At 60.8% G+C, this 24,766-nt stretch carries 24 protein-coding genes; 14 read left to right on the forward strand and 10 right to left on the reverse strand.

Annotation, left to right across the window (positions count from 1 at the left end):
• Window positions 1-123: 123 nt before the first annotated feature.
• Window positions 124-483 carry a DUF6124 family protein gene (locus tag E4T63_RS04210; protein WP_135294953.1) on the forward strand — a complete coding sequence of 120 codons (360 nt, stop codon included), beginning with the start codon at window positions 124-126 and terminating at the stop codon, window positions 481-483.
• Between the two features lie 170 nt (window positions 484-653).
• On the opposite strand, the gene E4T63_RS04215 is transcribed toward E4T63_RS04210, so the two are convergent.
• The gene (locus tag E4T63_RS04215; protein WP_027610819.1) at window positions 654-1,373 is read right to left on the reverse strand and encodes an SIMPL domain-containing protein; all 720 of its coding nucleotides are present in this window, start codon (window positions 1,371-1,373) and stop codon (window positions 654-656) included.
• A gap of 404 nt (window positions 1,374-1,777) precedes the next feature.
• Here E4T63_RS04215 and E4T63_RS04220 point away from each other — a divergent pair, with 404 nt between their 5' ends.
• The gene (locus E4T63_RS04220) at window positions 1,778-3,040 is read left to right on the forward strand and encodes an ATP-binding protein (RefSeq protein ID WP_027610820.1); all 1,263 of its coding nucleotides are present in this window, start codon (window positions 1,778-1,780) and stop codon (window positions 3,038-3,040) included.
• A complete protein-coding gene (locus tag E4T63_RS04225; protein ID WP_003221630.1) occupies window positions 3,033-3,593 on the forward strand; it encodes a response regulator transcription factor in 561 nt (186 codons plus the stop codon). Before E4T63_RS04220 ends, E4T63_RS04225 begins: the two co-directional genes overlap by 8 nt.
• A 71-nt stretch (window positions 3,594-3,664) precedes the next feature.
• Here E4T63_RS04225 and E4T63_RS04230 read toward each other — a convergent pair whose 3' ends face one another.
• The gene (locus tag E4T63_RS04230) at window positions 3,665-3,991 is read right to left on the reverse strand and encodes a hypothetical protein (RefSeq protein WP_134785433.1); all 327 of its coding nucleotides are present in this window, start codon (window positions 3,989-3,991) and stop codon (window positions 3,665-3,667) included.
• A gap of 270 nt (window positions 3,992-4,261) precedes the next feature.
• On the opposite strand from E4T63_RS04230, the gene E4T63_RS04235 reads away from it, so the two are divergent.
• Window positions 4,262-5,989, forward strand: a complete 1,728-nt coding sequence (locus tag E4T63_RS04235) for an ABC transporter ATP-binding protein/permease (RefSeq protein WP_135294954.1) — start codon at window positions 4,262-4,264, stop codon at window positions 5,987-5,989.
• A gap of 190 nt (window positions 5,990-6,179) precedes the next feature.
• The gene (locus tag E4T63_RS04245; protein ID WP_205884893.1) at window positions 6,180-6,929 is read left to right on the forward strand and encodes a FadR/GntR family transcriptional regulator; all 750 of its coding nucleotides are present in this window, start codon (window positions 6,180-6,182) and stop codon (window positions 6,927-6,929) included.
• A 145-nt stretch (window positions 6,930-7,074) separates the two neighbouring features.
• On the opposite strand, the gene E4T63_RS04250 is transcribed toward E4T63_RS04245, so the two are convergent.
• Together E4T63_RS04250 and E4T63_RS04255 are read right to left on the reverse strand one after the other, a co-directional pair.
• Complete coding sequence (locus E4T63_RS04250; protein WP_135294955.1) at window positions 7,075-7,263, reverse strand: hypothetical protein; 189 nt, start codon at window positions 7,261-7,263, stop codon at window positions 7,075-7,077.
• Window positions 7,264-7,274: 11 nt separating this feature from the next.
• On the reverse strand, window positions 7,275-8,579 hold the full coding sequence (locus tag E4T63_RS04255; RefSeq protein WP_135294956.1) for a phospholipase: 1,305 nt from the start codon (window positions 8,577-8,579) through the stop codon (window positions 7,275-7,277).
• Between the two features lie 237 nt (window positions 8,580-8,816).
• On the opposite strand from E4T63_RS04255, the gene kdgD reads away from it, so the two are divergent.
• The 5 genes from kdgD (at window position 8,817) to E4T63_RS04280 (ending at window position 15,644) form a co-directional block, all read left to right on the forward strand.
• Complete coding sequence (gene kdgD / locus E4T63_RS04260; RefSeq protein ID WP_007981458.1) at window positions 8,817-9,728, forward strand: 5-dehydro-4-deoxyglucarate dehydratase; 912 nt, start codon at window positions 8,817-8,819, stop codon at window positions 9,726-9,728.
• A 60-nt stretch (window positions 9,729-9,788) separates the two neighbouring features.
• Window positions 9,789-11,234, forward strand: coding sequence for an aldehyde dehydrogenase family protein (locus E4T63_RS04265; RefSeq protein ID WP_027610827.1), 1,446 nt, complete (start codon window positions 9,789-9,791; stop codon window positions 11,232-11,234).
• Between the two features lie 149 nt (window positions 11,235-11,383).
• Window positions 11,384-12,748 (forward strand): MFS transporter, encoded by a 1,365-nt coding sequence (locus E4T63_RS04270; RefSeq protein WP_027610828.1) that lies wholly within the window; start codon window positions 11,384-11,386, stop codon window positions 12,746-12,748.
• 11 nt (window positions 12,749-12,759) lie between these two features.
• Complete coding sequence (garD, locus tag E4T63_RS04275; protein WP_135294957.1) at window positions 12,760-14,313, forward strand: galactarate dehydratase; 1,554 nt, start codon at window positions 12,760-12,762, stop codon at window positions 14,311-14,313.
• 389 nt (window positions 14,314-14,702) lie between these two features.
• Window positions 14,703-15,644: an AEC family transporter gene (locus E4T63_RS04280; RefSeq protein ID WP_041072811.1), complete on the forward strand. Its 942-nt coding sequence runs from the start codon at window positions 14,703-14,705 to the stop codon at window positions 15,642-15,644.
• 135 nt (window positions 15,645-15,779) lie between these two features.
• Here E4T63_RS04280 and E4T63_RS04285 read toward each other — a convergent pair whose 3' ends face one another.
• The 6 genes from E4T63_RS04285 to gatC form a co-directional block, all read right to left on the reverse strand.
• On the reverse strand, window positions 15,780-16,160 hold the full coding sequence (locus E4T63_RS04285; protein WP_003221648.1) for a carboxymuconolactone decarboxylase family protein: 381 nt from the start codon (window positions 16,158-16,160) through the stop codon (window positions 15,780-15,782).
• On the reverse strand, window positions 16,157-17,218 hold the full coding sequence (locus E4T63_RS04290; protein WP_135294958.1) for a calcium/sodium antiporter: 1,062 nt from the start codon (window positions 17,216-17,218) through the stop codon (window positions 16,157-16,159). The genes E4T63_RS04285 and E4T63_RS04290 overlap by 4 nt, the downstream gene beginning before the upstream one ends.
• Before the next feature lie 46 nt (window positions 17,219-17,264).
• A complete protein-coding gene (locus E4T63_RS04295) occupies window positions 17,265-17,639 on the reverse strand; it encodes a septal ring lytic transglycosylase RlpA family protein (protein ID WP_007966094.1) in 375 nt (124 codons plus the stop codon).
• Between the two features lie 229 nt (window positions 17,640-17,868).
• Window positions 17,869-19,314: an Asp-tRNA(Asn)/Glu-tRNA(Gln) amidotransferase subunit GatB gene (gene gatB, locus E4T63_RS04300; RefSeq protein ID WP_007961565.1), complete on the reverse strand. Its 1,446-nt coding sequence runs from the start codon at window positions 19,312-19,314 to the stop codon at window positions 17,869-17,871.
• A 10-nt stretch (window positions 19,315-19,324) separates the two neighbouring features.
• Complete coding sequence (gene gatA / locus E4T63_RS04305; RefSeq protein WP_135294959.1) at window positions 19,325-20,776, reverse strand: Asp-tRNA(Asn)/Glu-tRNA(Gln) amidotransferase subunit GatA; 1,452 nt, start codon at window positions 20,774-20,776, stop codon at window positions 19,325-19,327.
• A gap of 16 nt (window positions 20,777-20,792) precedes the next feature.
• Entirely contained in the window at window positions 20,793-21,080 is a 288-nt protein-coding gene (gene gatC, locus E4T63_RS04310; protein ID WP_003221657.1) for an Asp-tRNA(Asn)/Glu-tRNA(Gln) amidotransferase subunit GatC, read from the reverse strand.
• Between the two features lie 211 nt (window positions 21,081-21,291).
• Between gatC and mreB the strand changes: the two genes are divergently transcribed.
• From mreB to E4T63_RS04330, 4 genes are all read left to right on the forward strand, one after another.
• The gene (mreB, locus tag E4T63_RS04315; protein WP_002555108.1) at window positions 21,292-22,329 is read left to right on the forward strand and encodes a rod shape-determining protein MreB; all 1,038 of its coding nucleotides are present in this window, start codon (window positions 21,292-21,294) and stop codon (window positions 22,327-22,329) included.
• Between the two features lie 177 nt (window positions 22,330-22,506).
• Window positions 22,507-23,583, forward strand: coding sequence for a rod shape-determining protein MreC (gene mreC / locus E4T63_RS04320; protein WP_245223423.1), 1,077 nt, complete (start codon window positions 22,507-22,509; stop codon window positions 23,581-23,583).
• On the forward strand, window positions 23,583-24,074 hold the full coding sequence (gene mreD, locus E4T63_RS04325) for a rod shape-determining protein MreD (RefSeq protein ID WP_096795347.1): 492 nt from the start codon (window positions 23,583-23,585) through the stop codon (window positions 24,072-24,074). The genes mreC and mreD overlap by 1 nt, the downstream gene beginning before the upstream one ends.
• 44 nt (window positions 24,075-24,118) lie before the next feature.
• Window positions 24,119-24,715, forward strand: coding sequence for a Maf family protein (locus tag E4T63_RS04330; RefSeq protein ID WP_098967207.1), 597 nt, complete (start codon window positions 24,119-24,121; stop codon window positions 24,713-24,715).
• The last annotated feature ends 51 nt before the right edge of the window (window positions 24,716-24,766 follow it).

The following is a 24,766-nucleotide window of genomic DNA, read 5'->3' on the forward strand; positions in this document are numbered from 1 at the left end:
TGTGCGGGCGGGCTTCGGTCCGGCCGGGCTTGTTCCTACCGGTTTCTCACCCCGCACATTGCTGCCACCACTCCGCCGCGTGAGAAACGGCGAGTGAATGGCTTTTGATTAGGAACGCTATCAATGTCCAAGCCTGTCCCCGATCCACCCCCAGAAACAACCCCACTCACCGAAGCCCTCAACGCCGAAGACCTCGCAAAAAACCGCGAAGCGATCAAACGCGCCCTCGACTTCTACCTCAGCCCCGAAGCTACAAAACCGCGCCCCCCGAGTTCGATGTTCCTCGTCCATCCGGGCATCGACACGGAAAGCCTGCTGGCGCATGCCTGTGAATCCCTGGCCTCGGCCAACACCATGGCCAGCGATTTCGTCGATCAGCTCAGTCGTCCGCAGCGCAATACGGCGCTGGCGATTCAGCAGATCATCATGCTCGCTGAGCTGGCGGTGAATCGGGCGCTGGATCGGGTTGATCCGCAGGCTTGAGACCGCGTTATCGTTCATCGCGAGCAGGCTCACTCCTACAGGGGAACGCATTCCAAATTGTAGGAGTGAGCCTGCTCGCGATGGCGGCGGAACATTCACCACAAAATCCAGGCACAAAAAAACCGGCGATCATTCACTGATCGCCGGTTTCTCATTCAGCCCACATCAATTCACTGCATCAGCACTTCGATCGAGCCATCGGCGGTCAGGCTGACCTGGCTGGTGCCGGCTTCAACTTCTGGCGTGACCGGTGCCGAATCCGCCATGCCGGCGGCTTTCATCATCATCGGGGCGCGCATGTACGGTTGTGGATAACCGTTGCTGTTGAGGTTCAGGTTGACGATTTTGTACCCCTTGCCGCCCAGTGCGTCAGTGGCCAATTGCGCGCGGGCCTTGAAGGCGCTGACGGCTTCTTTCAGCAACTTGTCCTCGCTGGCCTTGCGGGTCGGCTCAGCGATGGCGAAGTCCATGCCGCCCATTTTCAGGTCGGTCAGCAGTTCGCCGGTGAGTTTGGACAGGGCGGCGAAGTCGGCGCTTTCCAGGCGCAGTTCGGCGCGTTCACGCCAGCCGGTGATTTTCTGGCCCTTGGTGTCGTAGATCGGGTAGCTGTTGCGGCTGCCCTGGCGCAGGGTGATGTCTTTGACTTGCTTGGCCTGTGCGAGTGCCTTGTTCATGGTGGTGCTGACGTCGGCGGCGAGTTTGGCCGGGTCGGTGTTTTGCGCTTCGGTGTAGAGCGTCACGATCATCAGGTCGCGGGCCACTTCCTGGCTGACTTCGGCGCGCAGGGAGATCTGGTTGTAGTGCAGCTCATCGGCGGCCAGCGCCGGAAGGCTGGCGATGCTGCCGACGGTCAGGGCGAGAAGGGCGGCGCTGCGGCGAAAGGTGTGCATGAAGGCTCCTTGAATAATGCGCAGGTGTTGGTTCGTCCCTGCGTGAAACCATCAGACTCTAGCTTCTGTGATCCGGTTCGCCCAGTTACAACTTCTATACAGATGTCCGCAAGTTGAAAGCACTCTGTGGTGAGGGGATTTATCCCCGATGGGTGGCGAAGCCGCCCAAATGCTGCAACTAGATTTATTTCAGGAGAATGGGGGCGCAGGTTTTACGACTGCTGCGCAGCCGATCGGGGATGAATCCCCTCACCACAGTTGATCTCTTCATGCCTCGGAATTTCGTGTGAGGTAGCCGATTTTTCTGGTAGCGCCATGTGGTCATTTGCCGCACTTTCGCCTCTCAAAGGCGCGGCTTGGTTATACTCCGTGCGATCCGCCTGGAGCGCTCATCAGGAGAGCTCATGCTCGCCCCCGTACAACTGACTTCCGCCACTCGCCAGAACCTCTGGCGGCTGACCTTCATTCGCACCCTGGTGCTCGCCGCGCAGGCCGGTTCCGTCGGCCTGGCCTACTGGCTGCAACTGCTGCCGTTGCCGTGGGTGCAACTGGCGATGACCCTCGGCTGCTCGATTCTGCTGTGCGTGTTCACCGCCGTGCGCCTGCGCACTTCATGGCCGGTGACTGAACTCGAATACGCCCTGCAACTGGCCTGCGATCTGGTGATCCACAGTGCGTTGCTGTATTTCTCCGGCGGTTCGACCAACCCGTTCGTTTCCTACTATCTGGTGCCGCTGACCATCGCGGCGGTGACGCTGCCGTGGCGTTATTCGGTGATTCTGTCGGGTATCGCGCTGGCGCTGTACACCGTGATGCTCACGCGTTTCTACCCGTTGGAAACTCTGCCGGTGGCCCGCGAGAACCTGCAGATCTACGGCATGTGGCTGAGCTTCGCGCTGGCGGCTGCGGTCATCACGTTTTTCGCTGCGCGCATGGCTGAAGAGCTGCGTCGTCAGGAAGAATTGCGTGCGATTCGCCGCGAAGAAGGCTTGCGCGATCAGCAATTGCTCGCCGTCGCCACTCAGGCGGCCGGCGCCGCGCATGAACTCGGCACGCCGCTGGCGACCATGAGTGTGTTGCTCAAGGAAATGCAGCAGGATCATCCCGACGCGATGCTGCAGGACGACCTCAAGGTGCTGCAGGACCAGGTCAAACTCTGCAAAGAAACCCTGCAGCAACTGGTGCGCGCCGCCGAAGCCAACCGTCGTATGGCCGTGGAGATGCAGGACGTCACCCAATGGCTCGACGAAGCGCTGAACCGCTGGCACCTGATGCGTCCGGAAGCCAGTTACCGTTTCCAGCGTCTCGGCCAGGGCACGGTGCCGCGCATGGCGCCGCCGCCGGACCTGACCCAGGCGCTGCTCAACCTGCTGAACAATGCCGCCGACGCCTGCCCGGAAAATCTTCAGGTGACGCTGGACTGGGACGCGGAAACCGTGACCATCAGCATTCGTGACCACGGCGCCGGTGTGCCGCTGGCCATCGCCGAGCAGATCGGCAAACCGTTTTTTACCACCAAGGGCAAAGGTTTCGGCCTGGGCCTGTTTTTGAGCAAGGCCAGCGTGACACGCGCCGGCGGCTCAGTGAAACTCTATAGTCATGAGGAAGGCGGCACGCTCACCGAGCTGCGCCTGCCCCACGGCGCCCGAGGAGACCAACATGAGTGACGAAATCCAAGTCGAAGGCGAAGAACTGCCGCATTTGCTGCTGGTCGACGACGACGCGACCTTCACCCGAGTGATGGCCCGTGCCATGGCTCGTCGTGGCTTTCGCGTCAGCACCGCCGGTTCCGCCGAAGAAGGCCTGACCATCGCCCAGGCCGACCTGCCGGACTATGCCGCGCTGGACCTGAAAATGGATGGCGACTCCGGCCTGGTGCTGCTGCCCAAGCTGCTGGAGCTGGACCCGGAAATGCGCGTGGTGATCCTCACCGGTTATTCGAGCATTGCCACCGCGGTCGAAGCGATCAAGCGCGGCGCCTGCAACTACCTGTGCAAACCGGCCGACGCCGACGACGTACTGGCCGCGCTGCTCTCCGAGCACGCCGACCTCGACAGCCTGGTGCCGGAAAACCCGATGTCGGTTGACCGTCTGCAATGGGAGCACATCCAGCGCGTGCTGACCGAGCATGAAGGCAACATTTCCGCCACTGCCCGCGCCTTGGGCATGCACCGCCGCACCCTGCAGCGCAAACTGCAGAAGCGCCCGGTTCGTCGTTGAGAGGTTTTCTGGCCGAATGAGCTGGATTGAATGAAGCAGGCGCTACCCTGCATTCGGGTAGCGCCTTGGGTTCAATCTACAACCGTGAAGAATGTTTTTGGCGATGAGTATTGTTTTTCACCCAGTGTCGCTTTGCATTGCGCGTAGAGATCCAGCCCCAACCAGCTTTCCAAGGTAGCTTTTGATACCGGGAGAATAAGCTCGTTGTTTTTACCGCCTTTCTGTTCGGATTTCTTTCCGGAGGCATAACCGATCCAGGCAGCATCGATATGAACCTCGGAGTTTTTGGACCCGAATGTGAATGTAGTTCCCGAATCCCCGAGCTTGCTGATAGACAGTTTGCCATTCCTGATCGAATCGCTGGTTGGAGCATTAAGCGGGTTTTCTTCTTTGTTCATGACCAATTCCTTTCGTTGTCAGAGGGGTAATCTGCTCTCCTGATTCACAGCGAACTCCTTGCAGGAGGCCAGCCCAGTTGATCAGCCTGAATAGCCCCCCTCTACTGTCAACTCTGACAGTCCCGATGAACGGTACGTGCGCTCGCTGCGATACTGAAACCCCCATCAATCTGAACAATCCCTGAATGAGCCAGTCCCACTCTGGCGATAAAACGAACCGATCAACTATGATCGGTGCGTGTCTGTTCTTTTCTTTATCGAGCCTTTTCCATGAATCAGAACGCTGAATATTCCGCGGTCAACGATGCTGTGCGCGGGCAGTTTTTTCGCAAGGTGTGGGCGATCATCACGCCCTACTGGCGCAGTGAAGAGAAGGGCAAGGCCTGGACGCTGCTGATTGCGGTGATCGCGCTCTCGTTGCTGAGCGTGGGCATCTCGGTGTGGTTCAACACCTGGTACAAGGATTTCTACAACGCCCTGCAAAAGAAGGATGAGGCGGCGTTCTGGCGCTTGATTCTGTATTTTTGCGGAATTGCGGCGGTGGCGATTGTCGGTGCCGTGTATCGGCTGTATCTGACCCAGATGCTGACGATTCGCTGGCGGGCCTGGCTCACCGAAAAGCATTTCTCCCGTTGGCTCGCCGACAAGAATTACTACCAGCTGGAGCAGGGCGGTTATACCGATAACCCGGACCAGCGGATTTCCGAAGACCTCAACAACTTCACCTCCAACACCCTTGAACTGGGGATCGGCCTGCTGCGCAATATAGTCAGCCTGGTGTCGTTCTCGATCATTTTGTGGGGTGTGTCGGGCAGCATCGAAGTCTATGGCATCACCATTCCCGGCTACATGTTCTGGTGCGTGCTGGTCTACGCCGTGGTGGGCAGCTGGCTGACGCATTTGATCGGTCGTCGCTTGATCGGCCTGAACAACCAACAACAACGCTTCGAAGCCGACCTGCGTTTTTCCATGGTGCGGATTCGCGAGAATGCCGAAAGCATCGCGTTGTATAACGGCGAACCGAATGAGAACCGTCGCTTGAGCAACCGTTTCGGCATGGTCTGGCATAACTTCTGGGACATCATGAAAGTGTCCAAGCGCCTGACATTTTTCACTGCCGGTTACAGCCAGGCTGCGATCATTTTCCCGTTTATCGTTGCGTCGCCGCGTTACCTCGCCGGCAAGATCGAACTGGGTGAGCTGATGCAGATCAGCTCGGCATTCGGCAACGTCCAGGAGAGTTTCAGCTGGTTTATCAGTGCGTATCAGAGCCTCGCGTCCTGGCGTGCGACCTGTGATCGTCTGCTGAGTTTCCGTCAGGCCATGACCGATAACGAACAGCGCACCCCGGCCATCGATGTGCAGAATCAGGGCAGCGAACTCAAAGTGCACAACCTCGGTCTGGACTTGGCTGATGGTCGTCATCTGCTGACCAGCGCCGACATGACAGTCGAGCCGGGTGAGCGTGTAATGCTCAGCGGCCGATCCGGCAGCGGCAAGTCGACGTTGCTGCGAGCGATGGGGCATCTGTGGCCGGCGGGCCACGGCAACATCCGGCTGCCAGCGGCGCGCTACCTGTTCCTGCCGCAGAAACCGTATCTGCCGATCGGCACCTTGCGCGAGGCCTTGAGTTATCCACAACCGGGCGATACCTACGCGCCGGAGCGCTACGCGCAGGTGCTGGAGACTTGCCGTCTGCCGCATCTGGTTGCGCGTCTGGACGAAGCCAATCACTGGCAGCGCATGCTGTCGCCGGGTGAGCAGCAACGCCTGGCTTTCGCCCGCGCCATGCTTTATGCACCGCAATGGCTGTACATGGACGAAGCGACGTCGGCGATGGATGAAGAGGATGAGGCAACGTTGTATCAGGCGCTGATCGATCAGTTGCCGGGCCTGAGCATCGTCAGCGTCGGCCACCGCAGCAGCCTGAAGCGTTTCCACCCTAGACATGTGCGGATCGACAGCGGGCATCTGGTGGAGCAGGCCGTGACCGCTTGATCACCACAACCCCCGTGGGAGCGGGCTTGCTCGCGAAGGCGTCCATTCAGTCGACAAATCGGTTGCCTGACACACCGCCTTCGCGAGCAAGCCCGCTCCCACATGGGGTATTGTGAGGCGGGATGTGATCGTACAACCCGCCTGCGCTATGATGCCCACCAAGCCGAATTTTCGAGACCAGACGTTGACCATGGAAAACCCGATCGACACTCCACGCCTCCCACGCAAGCGCCGCAGCCTGGCTCAGGAGCTGGTGACGGTGCTGACCGAGCAGATCCGCGACGGTCTGCTCAAGCGCGGCGACAAATTGCCCACCGAGTCGGCGATCATGCAGGAGCACGGCGTCAGCCGCACCGTGGTGCGCGAGGCGATCTCCCGTTTGCAGGCCGCCGGCCAGGTGGAAACCCGCCACGGCATCGGCACCTTTGTGCTCGACACGCCGAGCCCCAGCGGTTTCCGCATCGACCCGGCCACGGTCGTCACCCTGCGTGACGTGCTGGCGATTCTCGAATTGCGCATCAGCCTGGAAGTGGAGTCCGCCGGCCTCGCCGCGCAACGCCGCAGCTCCGAACAACTGGCGACCATGCGCGCCGCCCTCGATGCGCTGAACGACAGCGTCGCCCACGCCAGCGATGCGGTGGCCTCGGACTTCGCCTTCCACCTGGAAATCGCCCTGTCCACCGGCAACCGCTATTTCACCGACATCATGACCCACCTGGGCACCAGCATCATTCCGCGTACGCGGCTGAATTCGGCGCGTCTGGCCCATGATGATCAGCAGCACTACATGAATCGTCTGAGCCGTGAGCACGAGGAAATCTACGAGGCGATTGCCCGCCAGGATTCCGATGCGGCGCGAGCGGCAATGCGTCTGCACTTGACCAACAGCCGCGAAAGACTGCGCCAGGCCCATGAAGAGGCGCAGGCGCAGCGGGGATGAGTTTGCAGGTTTGATTCATGTGTTGACTGATCTACCGCTTTCGCGAGCAAGCCCGCTCCCACCCTGGATTTTCGGCAAGCCCGGACTTTGAGTTCAGCCGAGATCCATTGTGGGAGCGGGCTTGCTCGCGAAGGGGCCCGTGAATTCAGCGCGGCAATATCGAGCGATCCACCCTCACTGCCAGTTGCGCTTGCCCCGGCTTGGCAGCAAACGCCACCTCGCCTGATTGATCCACAATACCCCGCGCAATCGGCTTGCCATCTGCCAGCAACTCCAGCGGTGCACCTTGCAGCGACTGCCCCGACGCCAGTTCAAGTTTCAATGTGATCGTCATGCTCATTCTCCTTAGTTGACGTTGCCCGTCGGGTGGTAGTCCTTGAGCAGCAGGTAGGTGCTCCAGCCCCACCAGTCATCGATGGTGGCGGTGTCGTTGAGGTTGTTCACGTCTTTGCGCCGCAGCACCTTGCCGCCCTCGACGCGGAACAGCGGCGAGAAGTTGCCGGAAAGATTCAGCACCGCCGTCAGATCCGGCAGCCGTTGCAGCGCGGCAAACGTCGAAGGGGCGGGCACGTTGCCGCTGAGGTAAGCGGCGAAGACTTCATCCGCCGAGGCCTGCACCGCCAGGTTGACCTGGGTGCGGTTGTCCGCATCGCTGGCCTCGAAGTAGCGTTTGTCGCCGTAGGCGCGCCATTGATCGCCATGGGCGTTGCGCACTTTGAGGCCGAATTTGCTGTCCTCGTCGTGCATGAAACGGGTCACCAGCGAGCCGAGATCGCTCGGCGTGACCACCGCCGCCATCTCTTTGCGCGGCACCCGCAGATGGCCGGCAGAGAACAGGTCAGTGAGGAAGTGGTCGGCAAACGCGTTCATCGCGTAGGCCCGTTCCAATCGTTGTTCATCGTGAGTGGCGCGGGCCGCGACGGCGGTTTGCAGGGCGGCGGTGTGGCCGGCGATGTAGGCCAGTCTGGCCCATTCGCCGAAGTGGTCGGCGTTGTTCGCCGCCAGTTTCAGATAACGTCCGAGCGGGAACAGCGCGGAGACAAAACTGCCGCCACCGGTGATCTTGTTCCACTCTTCGGACAACGTATCTCCGAGCGCGTCGTAGGCTTCGTGCGGTGCTTTGCCGTTCTTGATCGCCTGCTTAACCGCGTCGATCTCTTTTTGCATGACCGCGAGAATCTGTGTGGCCTCAGCGCGGGAGGCCGGCAGCACGGCGAGAGAGTCGAAGGCGGCATTGAAACGGTTCAGGCGATCGGCCGGGGTCGCGCCTTCGTTGATCGGTCGATCGACCACGCCGTAGAAATCTCCAGCCAGCGCCACCACCTGGCCGTAGGTCAGCGCTAGACCGTTGGGCAAGTACAAGGGCAGGTTTTGCGCGCGAACCGGCTCGACGTTTGCGCTGAAGCGCAGCAGGGTGTTGTCGCCGATGGCCGTGTGTTCAGCGCCTTCAAAGCGCAGTGGCGGTCGAATGTTCAACGCTTTGCCGGGGAGGGCGGTGGCCGGTTCAACATCGCCGTGGGCGTCGGCGATGTGCAGCAGCAGATGCGGATTGTCGGTGCTGAAGTGGATGCCGTTTACAGTGAAAAGATCTTCGAATCGGGCGATGACCGGTGTGGGTCTTTCCTGTGGTTTTGCATGCAGTCCGGACATTTCTGGCTCCTTGATATGTCGTCGGTGGATTTATTTTTATCTGTATGGATATACAGTTAAATCGAGCCTAGCCTAGATTTTTCCTACGTCAAGAACGAATCTTGTCCGACAAAAAGTGTGAGGCGACGATGAAATGCAGTTGACGGTTATCTTTTAAGTTGTACGATGACCTACAACTTCAGCGCTGGCTGAACCATAAAACTCACAAAAAATGTTGCTACCCAGGGTGTTCGAAAAATGAATCCACAAGAACTGAAGTCCATCCTCTCCGCCGGTCTGCTGTCGTTCCCGGTCACCGATTTCAATGCCCAGGGCGATTTCAACCGCGCTGGCTACATCAAACGTCTGGAATGGCTGGCCCCGTACGGCGCGTCGGCACTGTTCGCCGCCGGCGGCACCGGTGAGTTCTTCTCCCTGGCAGCCAGCGAATACTCGGAAATCATCAAGACTGCAGTCGATACCTGCGCCACCAGCGTGCCGATTCTGGCCGGTGTCGGCGGTTCGACCCGTCAAGCCATCGAATACGCACAGGAAGCCGAGCGTCTGGGCGCCAAGGGCCTGTTGCTGCTGCCGCATTACCTGACTGAAGCCAGCCAGGACGGCGTCGCCGCCCACGTTGAAGCGGTGTGCAAATCGGTGAACATCGGCGTGGTTGTCTACAACCGCAATGTCTGCCGCCTGACCGCGCCACTGCTGGAACGTCTGGCCGAGCGTTGCCCGAACCTGATCGGCTACAAGGACGGTCTGGGCGATATCGAGTTGATGGTGTCGATCCGTCGCCGCCTCGGTGATCGCTTCAGCTACCTCGGCGGCCTGCCGACCGCTGAAGTCTACGCCGCCGCCTACAAGGCGCTGGGCGTGCCTGTTTACTCGTCGGCGGTGTTCAACTTCATCCCGAAAACCGCGATGGATTTCTACCACGCGATTGCTCGCGAAGATCACGCCACCGTCGGCAAGATCATCGACGACTTCTTCCTGCCGTACCTCGACATCCGCAACCGCAAAGCCGGTTACGCCGTGAGCATCGTCAAGGCAGGCGCCAAGATCGCCGGCTATGACGCAGGCCCGGTGCGCGCACCGCTGACCGACCTGACCGGCGAAGAGTACGAAATGCTCGCTGCGCTGATCGACAAGCAAGGCGCGCAATAAACACCGACCCACAAGGCCGCTGAGCAATCAGCGGCTTTTGCGTAGAGAGGAGAATTTTCTGTGGCTGATTCCAAGCGTTACGACAACTACATCAACGGTGAATGGGTCGCCGGTGCCGACTACTCGGCCAACATCAACCCGTCCGAGTTGAGCGACACCATCGGCGATTACGCCAAGGCTGACCTGACTCAGGTTAACGCCGCTATCGATGCGGCCCGCGCCGCGTTCCCGGCGTGGTCGACTTCGGGCATTCAGGCCCGTCACGATGCTCTGGATAAAGTCGGCACGGAAATCCTCGCCCGTCGCGAAGAACTCGGCACCCTGCTGGCCCGGGAAGAGGGCAAGACCCTGCCCGAAGCCATCGGCGAAGTGACCCGCGCCGGCAATATTTTCAAGTTTTTCGCCGGTGAATGCCTGCGTCTGTCCGGCGATTACGTGCCGTCGGTGCGCCCGGGCGTCAACGTTGAAGTGACCCGCGAAGCCCTCGGCGTGGTCGGTCTGATCACCCCGTGGAACTTCCCGATTGCCATCCCGGCATGGAAGATTGCTCCGGCATTGGCCTACGGCAACTGCGTGGTGCTGAAACCGGCGGATCTGGTGCCGGGTTGTGCCTGGGCGCTGGCGGAAATTATCTCCCGTGCAGGCTTCCCGGCCGGCGTGTTCAACCTGGTGATGGGCAGCGGTCGGGTGGTCGGTGAAGCGCTGGTCAACAGCCCGAAAGTCGATGGCATCAGCTTTACCGGTTCGGTGGGCGTGGGTCGGCAGATCGCTGTTAATTGCGTGTCGCGCCAGGCCAAGGTGCAGCTGGAAATGGGCGGCAAGAACCCGCAGATCATTCTCGACGATGCTGACCTCAAGCAAGCGGTCGAGCTCTCGGTGCAGAGCGCGTTCTATTCCACCGGCCAGCGTTGCACGGCGTCGAGCCGCCTGATCGTCACCGCCGGGATTCACGACAAATTCGTCGAGGCCATGGCCGAGCGCATGCAGTCGATCAAGGTCGGCCACGCGCTGAAATCCGGCACCGACATCGGTCCGGTGGTTTCCCAGGCGCAGCTTGAACAGGACATGAAGTACATCGACATCGGCCAGTCCGAAGGTGCACGTCTGGTCAGCGGCGGTGGTCTGGTGACCTGCGACACCGAAGGCTACTTCCTCGCGCCAACGCTGTTTGCCGACAGCGAAGCGTCGATGCGCATCAGCCGTGAAGAGATCTTCGGCCCGGTGGCCAACGTCGTTCGCGTGGCCGATTACGAGGCGGCGCTGGCGATGGCCAACGACACCGAGTTCGGTCTGTCTGCCGGCATCGCCACCACGTCGCTGAAGTACGCCAACCACTTCAAGCGCCATTCGCAGGCCGGGATGGTGATGGTCAACCTGCCGACCGCCGGTGTCGATTACCACGTTCCGTTCGGTGGCCGTAAGGGTTCATCCTATGGCTCACGTGAGCAAGGCCGCTATGCGCAAGAGTTCTACACCGTGGTGAAAACCGCCTACATCGGCTCCTGATACAGCAATACCCCTGTAGGAGCTGCCGAAGGCTGCGATCTTTGCTTTTGAAGATCAAAAGATCGCAGCCTTCGGCAACTCCTACAGGGAATACATGCAGCACAACAGATTCACCCGCGCATAAAAATAATCAGTGGGAGTACATCTACATGCAATCGTCCAAGCCGACTCACGTCCGCTATTTGATCCTGCTCATGCTGTTCCTGGTGACCACGATCAACTACGCCGACCGCGCGACCATCGCCATCGCCGGTTCCAGCCTGCAAAAAGACCTCGGCATCGACGCGGTCACCCTCGGCTACATCTTCTCCGCTTTCGGTTGGGCCTATGTTGCCGGGCAGATTCCCGGTGGCTGGCTGCTCGATCGCTTCGGCTCGAAAAAAGTCTATGCCCTGAGCATTTTCACCTGGTCGCTGTTCACCGTGCTGCAAGGCTTTGTCGGTGAATTCGGCATGTCCACGGCGATCGTTGCGCTGTTCATGCTGCGCTTTCTGGTGGGCCTGGCCGAGGCGCCATCCTTTCCCGGCAACGCGCGGATTGTCGCGGCCTGGTTCCCGACTGCGGAACGCGGTACCGCCTCGGCGATCTTCAACTCGGCGCAATACTTCGCCACCGTGCTGTTCGCACCGCTGATGGGCTGGATCGTGTATCGCTTCGGCTGGGAGCACGTGTTCATCGTCATGGGCATCCTCGGTATCATCTTCTCGCTGGTCTGGCTCAAGGTTATCCACAGCCCGCGTCAACATCCGCTGGCCAACGAAGCCGAAGTGCAGTTCATCGCCGACAACGGCGGCATGGTCGACATGGACGTCAAGCAAGGCAAAAAATCCGACGGTCCGAAGTGGGATTACATCCGTCAGTTGCTGACCAACCGCATGATGCTCGGTGTATATCTGGGTCAGTACTGCATCAACGGCATCACCTATTTCTTCCTGACCTGGTTCCCGGTGTACCTGGTGCAGGAGCGCGGCATGACTATTCTCAAAGCCGGTTTCATTGCCTCGCTGCCGGCGATCTGCGGTTTCATCGGTGGCGTGCTTGGCGGGGTGATTTCCGATTACTTGCTGCGCAAAGGGCATTCGCTGACCTTCGCCCGCAAGGCACCGATCATCGCCGGTCTGCTGGTATCCAGCAGCATCGTCGCCTGCAACTATGTTGATGTGGAATGGATGGTGGTCGGCTTCATGGCCTTGGCATTCTTCGGCAAAGGCGTGGGCGCGTTGGGCTGGGCAGTGGTGTCCGACACCTCGCCGAAACAGATCGCCGGTTTGAGCGGTGGCCTGTTCAACACCTTTGGCAACATCGCCTCGATTACCACGCCGATCGTGATTGGCTACATCATCAGCTCCACCGGTTCGTTCAAGTGGGCGCTGGTGTTCGTCGGTGCCAACGCACTGGTCGCGGTGTTCAGCTACCTGGTGATCGTCGGCCCGATCAAACGTGTGGTGCTCAAAGAGCCGCCAACCAACGGTGGTTCTGAAATCACCGGCAAATTGTCTCAAGCGCATTCCTGAGGAGCGGCGTCATGCAGTTGATTGAACATTCCGACTCGCCGCGCTACATCCGCCTGCACGAGCGGGACAACGTAGTGATTGTGGTCAACGACCAGGGCGTACCGGCCGGCACCGAGTTCCCGGACGGTCTGGTGACCGTGGATTTTGTGCCGCAGAGCCACAAGGTCACCCTCGAGGACATTCCCGAGGGCGGCCAGGTGATTCGCTACGGCCAGACCATCGGCTACGCGTTGCAGCCGATCCCGCGTGGCAGCTGGGTCAAGGAAGATCAACTGCGCATGCCGACCGCGCCGCCGCTGGACAGCCTGCCGCTGTCCACCGAAGTGCCGGCCACACAGGCCCCCCTGGAAGGCTTCACGTTCGAGGGTTATCGCAACGCCGACGGCACCGTCGGTACGCGCAATATTCTCGGGATCACCACCACGGTGCAGTGCGTGACCGGCGTGCTCGATCACGCGGTGAAACGCATCAAGGACGAGTTGCTGCCGAAATACCCGCATGTCGATGATGTGGTGGCGCTGACCCACAGTTACGGCTGCGGCGTGGCGATCACCGCCACCGACGCCTACATCCCGATCCGCACCGTGCGCAACCTGGCGCGCAACCCGAACCTGGGTGGCGAGGCGTTGGTGATCAGTCTGGGCTGCGAGAAATTGCAGGCCGGGCAGGTGATGCACGAGGACGACGCCTCGGTCGATCTCAGCGAGCCATGGCTGTATCGCCTGCAGGATTCCAGTCACGGTTTCACCGAGATGATCGAGCAGATCATGGCACTGGCCGAAGTCCGTTTGAAGAAGCTCGACCAGCGCCGCCGCGAAACCGTGCCGGCCTCCGAGCTGATCCTCGGCATGCAGTGCGGCGGCAGCGATGCGTTCTCCGGCATCACCGCCAACCCGGCGCTGGGTTATGCCTCGGACTTGCTGCTGCGCGCAGGGGCGACGGTGATGTTTTCCGAAGTCACCGAAGTGCGCGATGCGATTTATCTGCTGACTTCCCGTGCCGAAACCAAGACCGTGGCGCAGGAACTGGTGCGCGAGATGGACTGGTACGACCGCTATCTGGCCAAGGGCGAAGCGGATCGCAGTGCCAACACTACGCCGGGCAACAAGAAGGGTGGGTTGTCGAACATTGTCGAGAAGTCGCTGGGTTCGATCGTCAAATCCGGTAGCAGCGCGATCAATGGCGTGCTCGGCCCGGGCGAGCGTTTCAAGCAGAAGGGTTTGATTTTCTGCGCGACGCCGGCGAGTGATTTTGTCTGCGGCACCTTGCAGTTGGCAGCGGGAATGAACCTGCATGTGTTCACCACCGGGCGGGGTACGCCGTATGGTTTGGCGATGGCGCCGGTGGTCAAGGTTTCGACCCGCACCGAGCTGGCGCAGCGCTGGCCGGACCTGATCGACATCGATGCCGGTCGGATTGCCACCGGGCGCGCGACCATCGAGGAATTGGGCTGGGAGTTGTTCCACTACTACCTGGATGTGGCGAGCGGCAAGCAGCAGACGTGGGCGGAGAAGCACAAGCTGCATAACGACATCACCCTGTTCAATCCGGCGCCGATTACCTGATGGTTTGTGAGGCAAAAGCTACCCTCACCCCAACCCTCTCCCGGAGGGAGAGGGGGCCGATCCGGGAATATTCTAGTAATACACCGACCTGAAAGGGATCTACCGAATCCATAATCGACTCGGTCACTCGGGTCGATGTATGACGCACCAGACCTCAGTCAGCCCCCTCTCCCGGAGGGGGAGAGGGGCCGATCCGGGAATTTTAATAATACGCCGACCTGAAAATGCTTTGCCGAATCCATAGTCGACTCGGTATTGCAGGTCGATGTATGACGCACCACACCTCAGTCAGTCCCCTCTCCCTCCGGGAGAGGGTTAGGGTGAGGGGCTTTTCAAGCTTTTGGCTTATCATTAAGCCCTGACGACGCTCACCCAAAGGCTCCCCCGGCATGCTGGCAATCTTCCTCGAAACCTTGAACATCACCGCGCCGGTGTTCGCCATGCTGTTCCTCGGGGTGTTGCTCAAGCGCATCGACTGGATCAACGACAACTTCATCCACACCGCCTCGGCGCTGGTGTTCAACGTCAGCATGCCGGCGCTGCTGTTTCTCGGGATTCTGCATGCGGACCTGCATGCCGCGCTGCAACCGGCGCTGCTGATCTATTTTGCGGTTGCGACGCTGGTGAGTTTTGCTCTGGCCTGGGGCTGGGCGATCATCAAGTGCCCGCGTGAAGATCGCGGTATCTACACCCAGGGTGCGTTTCGCGGCAACAACGGGGTGATCGGTCTGGCGCTGGCGGCGAGCATGTACGGCGACTACGGGATTTCCCTCGGGGCGATTCTCGCGGCGCTGGTGATCCTGTTTTACAACACGCTGTCGACCATCGTGCTCGCGGTGTACAGCCCGGTGATCAAGTCCGATCCGTGGAGCATCTGCAAAAGCGTGTTCAGCAACCCGCTGATCATCAGCGTGATTGCCGCCGCGCCGTTCGCGTATTTCCAGATCAGCCTGCCCGGCTGGCTGGAAACCTCCGGCCAGTATCTGGCGCAAACCACTTTGCCGCTGGCGCTGATCTGCATTGGTGGCACGCTGTCACTGGCGGCGCTGCGCAAGAGCGGCAGCATGGCGCTGAGTTCGAGTCTGGTGAAGATGATCGGCCTGCCGGTGCTGGCGACGCTGGGGGCGTGGTTGTGGGGCTTTCGTGGCGCAGAGCTGGGGATTCTGTTTCTGTACTTCGGCAGCCCGACGGCGGCGGCCAGTTTCGTCATGGCCCGGGCGGCGCAGGGCAATCATGAGCTGGCAGCGGCGATCATTGTGCTGACCACGCTGATGGCGGCGGTGACCACCAATATCGGGATCTTTCTGTTGCAGTGGGGTGGGTGGATCTAGCCTGAGACTCGGGTTGCTCCTGCGGGCCTCTTCGCGAGCAAGCCCGCTCCCACAGGTTTTTGTGTTGTTAATCAGATTTCAACAACACCAAAGAACCCTGTGGGAGCGGGCTTGCTCGCGAAGGCGTCAGTCCTTTCACTCAGGTTTCTGGTAACTGTCGATCACTTCCTGCGCCGCGCGAAACGCATCAATCGCCGCCGGCACCCCGGCGTACACCGCGCAATGCAGCAGCGCCTCGCGAATCTCCTCGACCGTGCAGCCATTGTTCAGCGCACCGCGCACGTGGCCCTTCAATTCCTGCGGGCACTTCAATGCGGTCAGCGCTGCAAGGGTAATCAGGCTGCGGGTTTTCAGCGGCAGACCTTCGCGATTCCACACGCCGCCCCAGGCGTGTTCATTGACGAAATCCTGCAACGGCTGAGTGAATTCGGTGGCGTTGCCCAAGGCGCGATCAACGAACGCATCACCCATTACCTGACGGCGGATTTCAACCCCGGTTTTCTGCGAATCGGTCATGGCACATCCCTCTTGTGGTGTTGGCGGCGCCAGGCGCGTACGGACGTGAACAACAGAAACGCCAGCAGCGTCGGCAGCACGTAGAACAGCATCAGTTTTTCCAGTTTGCCGGCCAGCGGCATGCCGGTGGTGAACGACACCACGTGCAGTCCGTAAGCCGCGTACAAACCGAGCAACAGCAGACCCTCGGCGCGGGTCACACGGTAGCCGGAATAGAACACCGGCAGGCACAGCGCGGCGACGCCGAGCATCACCGGCAAGTCGAAATCCAGCGCGTTGGGCGAGACCGACAACGGCGTCGGCGCAATCAACGCAGTGACCCCGAGCACCCCGAGCAGGTTGAACAGGTTGGCGCCAATCACGTTGCCCACGGCGATATCGCGTTGCCCGCGCAATGCCGCGATCAGCGAGGTGGCGAGTTCCGGCAGCGAGGTGCCGACCGCAACCACCGTCAGACCGATCACCCGTTCGGAGAAGCCCAGATCGGTCGCCACCGCCACCGCTGCGCCGAGCAGCAAATGCCCGGCGAACACCAACAGCGCCAGGCCGACAACGATCATCAGCAGACTGCTGAACCACGGCACCTGCGGAGGTTGTGGCGATTCCGAATGCGGGCGCGCCGAGTGCCGCGACTGGCGCAGCAACAGGCCCAGATACAACGCCAATGCCGCGAGCAACAGCACGCCGTCGAAGCGGCCGATCTGTTCATTCCAAGCGAGGACGAACACCAGCAGGCTGGCGCCGATCATCAGCGGAATGTCCAAGCGCACCAGTTGCCGCGACACCCGCAGCGGAATGATCAGCGCCGACAGGCCGAGGGTCACGAGGATGTTGAAGATGCTGCTGCCGATCACGCTGCCGACGGCAATGTCGGGGTTGTGCGCCAGGGTCGCTTGCAGGCTGACCGCCATCTGTGGGGCGCTGCTGCCGAGGGCGACGATGGTCAGGCCGATGATCAGCGGTCGCACATGCAGGCGCGCGGCCAGACGCACGGCGGCGCGCACCATCAGTTCGGCGCCGAGGATCAGCAGGATCAGGCCGCTGAGCAGCTCGATCACCTTGATCAGCGGTAAGTCGGCTAGAGCAAAAATGGTCAGCGCTCCATCAGTCGTCGAGGGCCTGTATGCGCACCCGTGCGGTGCCGCTACCGAGCATGCCGAGGCGTTCGGCGGCTTCACGCGAGACATCGATCAAGCGGCCACGGGTGTGCGGGCCACGATCGTTGATGCGCACAACGCAGGATTTGTCGTTTTTCAGGTTGGTGACCTTCACCCGGGTGCCGAATGGCAATTGGCGGTGGGCGGCGGTCAGGGAATGCTGGTTGAACGGCTCGCCACTGGCGGTGCGTTTACCGTGGTGCTTGGCACCGTAATAGGAGGCGACGCCGGTCTGGTCGTACCCGTGCGGGTCGATGATGTCGTTGCTGGCGCAACCGGCGAGCAAGGAGAGCAGGGCGCAGGCGCCGAGCAGACGTTTCATTCAAAGGCTCCACAAAACAAATGTGGAAACAACCCAATGTGAAGATCAGCTTCAGTGGCGAGGGGATTTATCCCCGATGGGGCGCGCAGCGCCCCCAAATTCCAGATACAGAAGAATTGGGGCCGCTTCGCAGCCCATCGGGGATAAATCCCCTCACCACAAAACCCCTTCAGCCATGGATTGTTCCCACAGGGGATGGAGCCAGGCTTCAGGTCTGGCCCCATTTGCATCAGCCTTCGAGCTTGCTTTTCAGCAGTTCGTTCACTTGCTGCGGGTTGGCCTTGCCTTTCGAAGCCTTCATGGCCTGACCGACGAAGAAGCCGAACATCTTGCCGCGTTTGGCTTCGTCTGCCGCACGGTATTGTTCGACCTGCTCGGCGTTGGCCGCGAGCATTTCGTCCAGCACCGCGGAGATCGCGCCGCTGTCGGTCACTTGCTTCAGACCGCGCTTGTCGATGATCTCGTCCGCCGTGCCTTCGCCGTTGGCCATCGCTTCGAACACCACTTTGGCGATCTTGCCGGAGATGGTGTTGTCCTTGATGCGCTGCAGCATGCCGCCCAACAGTTCAGCGGAAACCGGCGACTCGTCGATGTCCAGGCCTTGCTTGTTGAGCAGGCTGCCCAACTCGACCATCACCCAGTTCGCCGCCAGTTTGGCGTCGCCGCCGATGGCTGCGACCTTCTCGAAGTAGTCCGCTTGCTCACGGCTGGTAGCCAGCACGTTGGCGTCGTAGGCCGACAGACCGAACTGGCTCTGGAAGCGCTCGCGTTTTTGCGGTGGCAGTTCCGGCAGGGTGGCGCGCACCTCGCCGAGGAACGACTCTTCGATGACCACTGGCAGCAGGTCCGGGTCGGGGAAGTAACGATAGTCGTTGGCTTCCTCTTTGGAGCGCATCGGACGGGTCTCGTCCTTGTTCGGATCGTACAGACGGGTCTGCTGGATCACTTTGCCGCCGTCTTCGATCAGCTCGATCTGCCGCTGGATCTCGGAGTTGATGGCCTTCTCGATGAAGCGGAACGAGTTGACGTTCTTGATCTCGCAGCGGGTGCCGAACTCGACCTGGCCTTTCGGGCGGACCGAGACGTTGCAGTCGCAACGCAGCGAACCTTCGGCCATGTTGCCGTCGCAGATGCCCAGATAACGTACCAACGCGTGGATCGCCTTGACGTAAGCCACGGCTTCCTTGGCGCTGCGCATGTCCGGCTCGGAAACGATTTCCAGCAGCGGCGTGCCGGCACGGTTCAGGTCGATGCCGGTGGCACCGTTGAATTCTTCGTGCAGACTCTTGCCGGCGTCTTCTTCCAGGTGCGCGCGGGTGATGCCGACACGTTTGACGGTGCCGTCTTCCAGCGCGATGTCCAGGTGGCCCTTGCCGACGATCGGCAATTCCATCTGACTGATCTGGTAGCCCTTCGGCAGGTCCGGGTAGAAGTAGTTTTTGCGGGCGAACACGTTGTGCTGACCGATCTCGGCGTCAATCGCCAGACCGAACATCACCGCCATGCGCACCGCTTCCTGGTTCAGCACCGGCAATACGCCGGGCATGCCCAGGTCGATCAGGCTGGCCTGGGTGTTCGGCTCGGAGCCGAACTGGGTGGAACTACCGGAAAAGATTTTCGACCGGGTAGTGAGCTGAGTGTGAATCTCCAGCCCGATCACGACTTCCCATTGCATGTGTGTCTCCTCAGAAGCCGGTTGGGGTGCGGGTGTGCCAGTCAGTGTTCAACTGATACTGATGGGCAACGTTCAACAGGCGACCTTCCTGGAAATACGGCGCAAGCAACTGCACGCCCACCGGCAGACCGTCGACAAAACCGGCCGGCATCGACAGGCCCGGCAGGCCCGCGAGGTTGGCGGTGATGGTGTAGACGTCTTCCAGATAGGCAGCGACCGGATCGCTGTTCTTCGCGCCGAGTTTCCAGGCCGGGTTCGGCGTGGTTGGGCCGAGGATGATGTCGACTTCATTAAAGGCCGCCATGAAGTCGTTCTTCACCAGACGACGGATCTTCTGCGCTTTCAGGTAGTAGGCGTCGTAGTAACCGGCGGACAGCGCGTAGGCGCCGACCATGATCCGGCGCTGCACTTCCGGCCCGAATCCTTCGCCACGCGAGCGTTTGTACAGGTCGATCAGGTTTTCCGGGTTCTCGCAGCGATGGCCGAAGCGCACGCCGTCGAAACGCGACAGGTTCGAGGAGGCCTCGGCTGGCGCGATCACGTAGTACGCAGGAATCGCGTGCTGCATGTTCGGCAGGCTGATTTCCTTGATCACGGCACCGAGCTTCTGCAGCTCTTTGATGCTGTTCTGGATCAGCTCGGCGATGCGCGGGTCGAGACCGGCGCTGAAGTATTCCTTCGGCACGCCGATGCGCAGGCCCTGCAGCGAAGTGTCGAGGCTGGCGGAGTAATCCGGAACCGGCTCATCGATGCTGGTGGAGTCGTTCTGGTCGAACCCGGCCATACCTTGCAACAAAATCGCGCAGTCTTCGGCCGTACGCGCCAACGGGCCACCTTGGTCGAGGCTGGAGGCGTAAGCGATCATGCCCCAGCGCGAAACACGACCGTACGTCGGTTTCAGGCCTGTGAGGTTGGTGAATGCAGCGGGCTGACGGATCGAACCACCGGTATCGGTGGCCGTGGCCGCCGGCAACAGACGAGCGGCAACCGCCGCCGCCGAACCACCGGACGAACCACCCGGCACGTGTTCCAGGTTCCACGGGTTTTTCACCGCACCGTACCAGCTCGACTCGTTGGCCGAACCCATGGCGAATTCGTCCATGTTGGTCTTGCCCAGGGTCACGGCGCCGGCAGCGGCCAGTTTCGCGACCACGGTGGCGTCGTACGGGGCCTTGAAGTTGTCGAGCATCTTCGAACCGCAGCTCGTGCGGATGCCCTGGGTGCAAAACAAGTCCTTGTGGGCGATCGGCGCACCGAGCAGGGCGCTGCTCTCACCGTTGGCCCGGCGCGCGTCGGCGGCTTTCGCCTGCTCGAGTGCCAGCTCTTCGGTGAGGCTGATGAAACTGTTGAGCTGCGGATCGAGCTGGGTAATACGCGCCAGCAGGACTTTGGTCAGCTCTTCGGAGGAAAACTTTTTATCGGCGAGACCGCGGGCGATCTCGGCCAGAGTCATTTGATGCATTGCAGGCTCTTTCCCTTTAGTCGATGACTTTCGGAACCAGATACAGGCCGTTTTCGACCGCTGGTGCGATGGACTGATAGGCCTCGCGGTGATTGGTCTCGGTCACGACGTCGGCGCGCAGGCGCTGACTGGCTTCCAGCGGGTGGGCCAAAGGCTCGATACCGTCGGTATCGACGGCCTGCATTTCGTCGACCAGCCCGAGAATGCTGTTGAGGGCGGAAGTAATGTGCGGAAGATCGGCATCATTCAGGCCAAGGCAGGCCAGATGTGCGATTTTTTCCACGTCGGAGCGTTCTAGCGCCATCGGGATTCTCCAGTGGAAAACAGAACGGACGGCGTCCGTGTGTTAGATTGTCGGAACACTACCGCACTTCTACGGTCATAAGGCCGCGATTGTGGGGCTTGGTGCACAGAAAAGCGGCCAATTTAACATATTGGCGCCTTGCCCAAAATCCCTGTCGTTGTTAGAGTTTGCCGCACTTTTTTACCCACGCGTTGCCTAGGGTCCCTTTCCCATGTTCAAGAAACTGCGTGGCATGTTTTCCAGCGATCTTTCCATTGACCTGGGCACTGCCAACACCCTTATTTACGTGCGCGAGCGCGGTATCGTCCTGAATGAGCCATCGGTTGTGGCCATTCGGACACACGGTAACCAGAAAAGTGTCGTTGCTGTCGGCACCGAAGCCAAGCGCATGCTCGGCCGTACGCCGGGCAACATTGCTGCCATTCGTCCGATGAAGGACGGCGTGATCGCCGACTTCAGCGTCTGCGAAAAGATGCTGCAATACTTTATCAACAAGGTTCACGAAAACAGCTTTCTGCAGCCCAGCCCTCGTGTGCTGATCTGCGTTCCATGCAAATCCACCCAGGTTGAGCGTCGTGCCATCCGTGAATCGGCCCTCGGTGCCGGTGCCCGTGAAGTGTTCCTGATCGAAGAGCCGATGGCTGCTGCGATCGGTGCCGGCTTGCCGGTTGAAGAAGCACGCGGTTCGATGGTCGTCGATATCGGTGGTGGTACCACTGAAATCGCGCTGATCTCCCTGAACGGTGTGGTCTATGCCGAATCCGTCCGCGTGGGCGGCGACCGCTTCGACGAAGCGATCATCACCTACGTGCGCCGCAACTACGGCAGCCTGATCGGTGAATCGACTGCCGAGCGCATCAAGCAGGAAATCGGTACGGCCTACCCGGGCGGCGAAGTTCGCGAAGTCGACGTTCGCGGTCGCAACCTGGCCGAAGGCGTTCCACGTGCATTCACCCTGAACTCCAACGAAGTGCTGGAAGCTCTGCAAGAGTCCCTGGCCACTATCGTTCAGGCGGTGAAAAGCGCGCTGGAGCAATCGCCGCCGGAACTGGCTTCCGACATCGCCGAGCGTGGCCTGGTGCTGACCGGTGGTGGCGCGCTGCTGCGTGACCTCGACAAGTTGCTGGCCCAGGAAACCGGTCTGCCGGTGATCGTTGCCGAAGATCCGCTGACCTGTGTTGCTCGCGGCGGTGGCCGTGCATTGGAAATGATGGACAAGCACACCATGGACCTGCTCTCCAGCGAATAAGCGCCGGTTTGCAATACGTGGGTGAGCGCACAGGCAGCACTTTGCAGTGCTGCCTGTTGGCGTTTATCTTCTGTCAGTCTTCATCCAGGCCGGTTTGATGCCGTATGAATAAACAGAACATTTGCCTGGGAGGAGCGGCTTATTAAACCGCTTTTCGCCAAAGGCCCTTCGTTGGGTGTGCGCCTGTTGGTGCTGGCCGTGCTGTCGGTCGCGCTGATGGTGGTCGATGCCCGCTTCGACCTGCTCAAACCCGCGCGCAAACAAGCGTCGCTGGTGTTGATGGACGCCTACTGGATCACCGACCTGCCCGGACGGCTGTGGGAAGGGATCGCCAGTCAGTTCGGCAGCCGCACCGAGCTGGTCGCCGAAAACGAAAAACTCAAGACCGAGAACCTGCTGTTGCAGGGGCGCATGCAGAAGCTTGCCGCCCTTACCGAGCAGAACGTGCGGCTGCGCGAGTTGCTCAATTCCTCCGCACTGGTCAACGAAAAGGTCGAAGTGGCCGAGTTGATCGGCATGGACCCCAATCCCTTCACCCATCGCATCATCATCAATAAAGGTGAGCGCGATGGCGTGGTGCTCGGTCAGCCGGTGCTCGATGCACGCGGTCTGATGGGCCAGGTGGTCGAGTTGATGCCGTACACCTCCCGGGTGCTGCTGCTGACCGACACCACTCACAGCATTCCTGTGCAGGTGAACCGTAACGGTCTGCGGGCGATTGCCAGCGGCACCGGCAACCCGGAACGTCTGGAACTGCGGCATGTTGCCGATACCGCTGACATCAAGGAAGGCGATCTGCTGGTCAGCTCCGGCCTGGGTCAGCGCTTCCCGGCCGGTTATCCGGTGGCGACGGTCAAGGAAGTCATCCACGATTCCGGCCAGCCGTTCGCAATTGTCCGCGCGGTGCCGACCGCTGCGTTGAACCGCAGCCGTTATCTGCTGCTGGTGTTCAGTGACAACCGCACCGCCGAAGAGCGCGCCAACGATGCGGCGCAGGCCCAGGAAAATCTCGATGCGCAGGGCGGCGGCCCGATGCTTCCAGCCACGGTGCCGAAAGTCGTCAACACACCGGCAGCGGCGGCAACGCCAGCTTCGCCGACCGCTCCAGCGCCAGCTGCTGCGGCCAGCACCACGCCGGCCAAACCTGCGGCCAAGCCCGCGGCGGCGAGCAAGCCGCCAGCATCCCAGCCTGCTGCGCGTCCGGCGGCGAAACCGCCCGCCACTGCGCCGGGCAACACAGGGAGACAAGAATAATGGTCGGCGCTACCGCTTCGCGTAACGGCTGGATTGTCTGGCTGACTTTTGTCTTCGGCATCCTGCTCAGCGTTTCACCGCTGCCGATGTTCATGGAAATCCTGCGTCCCCTCTGGCTGGCCTTGCTGCTGACTTTCTGGGCGTTGTACATGCCGCATACGGTCGGCATGGTCACCGCGTTCTGCCTGGGGCTGGCCGAAGACGTGCTGCAGGGCGATCTGCTTGGCCAGAATGCGTTGATCCTGACGCTGATCACTTTCCTCGTGCTGTCGTTGCAGCAGCGTCTGCGGATGTTCCCGATGTGGCAGCAATGCCTGGTGATCCTGGTGATCTTCGGCCTCGCTCAACTGGTTCAATTGTGGCTCAGCGCCTTGACCGGCAACCGTCAGCCAACCCTGGCGCTGGTACTGCCGGCACTGGTCAGTGCCTTGCTCTGGCCTTGGGTCAGCTTCGCTTTGCGTGGATTGCGCCGGCGCTACAAAATCAACTGATTCGGTCAGGCATGTGCCCGCACCTCGACAAGGGAGATGTCTTGATGAAGCCGCTTTACCTCGCCTCTGGTTCGCCGCGTCGGCGTGAGTTGCTCACGCAGATCGGCGTGCCGTTCTCCGCCATCAGTGCGGACATCGATGAAACCCCGCTCCCCGAAGAATCGCCAGCGGCCTATGTCGAACGCCTTGCGCGTGGCAAGGCCGAGGCCGGTCGACGCACGCTGGTGTCCGACGCGGCATTTTGCGTTCTGGGCGCAGATACCGCGGTGGTGCTCGACGGCAAAATTCTTGGCAAACCGGTGGACGAAGCCGACGCATGCGCCATGCTGATGATGTTGTCCGGCAAGGAGCATGAAGTGCTGACCGCCATCGCCGTGCTCGAAGGCGAGCGCTGTGAGTCGCGCGTGGTGCGCAGTCTGGTGCGGTTCCGCCCGATCAGCCGCGAAGAAGCGGCGGCCTACTGGGCCAGTGGCGAACCCCGGGACAAGGCTGGCGGTTATGGCATTCAGGGCCTCGGCGCGGTGTTTGTCGCCGGGCTCAATGGCAGCTATTCGGCGGTGGTCGGGCTGCCGGTTTGCGAAACCGCAGAACTGTTGGGCCATTTCGGCATACCCTGTTGGCAAAACCTGAACGCGCAATGAGCGTCGTACGAATCAAGATGCGGCCATTATCGTGAACATGCCTGAACGAGA

The organism is Pseudomonas fluorescens, assembly GCF_004683905.1.
In the GTDB taxonomy this organism is placed as follows: domain Bacteria; phylum Pseudomonadota; class Gammaproteobacteria; order Pseudomonadales; family Pseudomonadaceae; genus Aquipseudomonas; species Aquipseudomonas putida_A.

Coding starts and splice junctions, on each gene's coding strand:
- E4T63_RS04225 (WP_003221630.1), top strand. CDS start 3,033: ATGAGTGACGAAATCCAAGTCGAAGGCGAAGAACTGCCGCATTTGCTG.
- E4T63_RS04245 (WP_205884893.1), top strand. CDS start 6,180: ATGGAAAACCCGATCGACACTCCACGCCTCCCACGCAAGCGCCGCAGC.
- mreB (WP_002555108.1), top strand. CDS start 21,292: ATGTTCAAGAAACTGCGTGGCATGTTTTCCAGCGATCTTTCCATTGAC.
- E4T63_RS04285 (WP_003221648.1), bottom strand. CDS start 16,160: ATGACCGATTCGCAGAAAACCGGGGTTGAAATCCGCCGTCAGGTAATG.
- E4T63_RS04270 (WP_027610828.1), top strand. CDS start 11,384: ATGCAATCGTCCAAGCCGACTCACGTCCGCTATTTGATCCTGCTCATG.
- E4T63_RS04330 (WP_098967207.1), top strand. CDS start 24,119: ATGAAGCCGCTTTACCTCGCCTCTGGTTCGCCGCGTCGGCGTGAGTTG.
- E4T63_RS04255 (WP_135294956.1), bottom strand. CDS start 8,579: ATGTCCGGACTGCATGCAAAACCACAGGAAAGACCCACACCGGTCATC.
- E4T63_RS04210 (WP_135294953.1), top strand. CDS start 124: ATGTCCAAGCCTGTCCCCGATCCACCCCCAGAAACAACCCCACTCACC.
- E4T63_RS04215 (WP_027610819.1), bottom strand. CDS start 1,373: ATGCACACCTTTCGCCGCAGCGCCGCCCTTCTCGCCCTGACCGTCGGC.
- gatA (WP_135294959.1), bottom strand. CDS start 20,776: ATGCATCAAATGACTCTGGCCGAGATCGCCCGCGGTCTCGCCGATAAA.
- E4T63_RS04220 (WP_027610820.1), top strand. CDS start 1,778: ATGCTCGCCCCCGTACAACTGACTTCCGCCACTCGCCAGAACCTCTGG.
- mreD (WP_096795347.1), top strand. CDS start 23,583: ATGGTCGGCGCTACCGCTTCGCGTAACGGCTGGATTGTCTGGCTGACT.
- garD (WP_135294957.1), top strand. CDS start 12,760: ATGCAGTTGATTGAACATTCCGACTCGCCGCGCTACATCCGCCTGCAC.
- gatB (WP_007961565.1), bottom strand. CDS start 19,314: ATGCAATGGGAAGTCGTGATCGGGCTGGAGATTCACACTCAGCTCACT.
- E4T63_RS04230 (WP_134785433.1), bottom strand. CDS start 3,991: ATGAACAAAGAAGAAAACCCGCTTAATGCTCCAACCAGCGATTCGATC.
- E4T63_RS04280 (WP_041072811.1), top strand. CDS start 14,703: ATGCTGGCAATCTTCCTCGAAACCTTGAACATCACCGCGCCGGTGTTC.
- E4T63_RS04235 (WP_135294954.1), top strand. CDS start 4,262: ATGAATCAGAACGCTGAATATTCCGCGGTCAACGATGCTGTGCGCGGG.
- kdgD (WP_007981458.1), top strand. CDS start 8,817: ATGAATCCACAAGAACTGAAGTCCATCCTCTCCGCCGGTCTGCTGTCG.
- E4T63_RS04250 (WP_135294955.1), bottom strand. CDS start 7,263: ATGACGATCACATTGAAACTTGAACTGGCGTCGGGGCAGTCGCTGCAA.
- gatC (WP_003221657.1), bottom strand. CDS start 21,080: ATGGCGCTAGAACGCTCCGACGTGGAAAAAATCGCACATCTGGCCTGC.
- E4T63_RS04295 (WP_007966094.1), bottom strand. CDS start 17,639: ATGAAACGTCTGCTCGGCGCCTGCGCCCTGCTCTCCTTGCTCGCCGGT.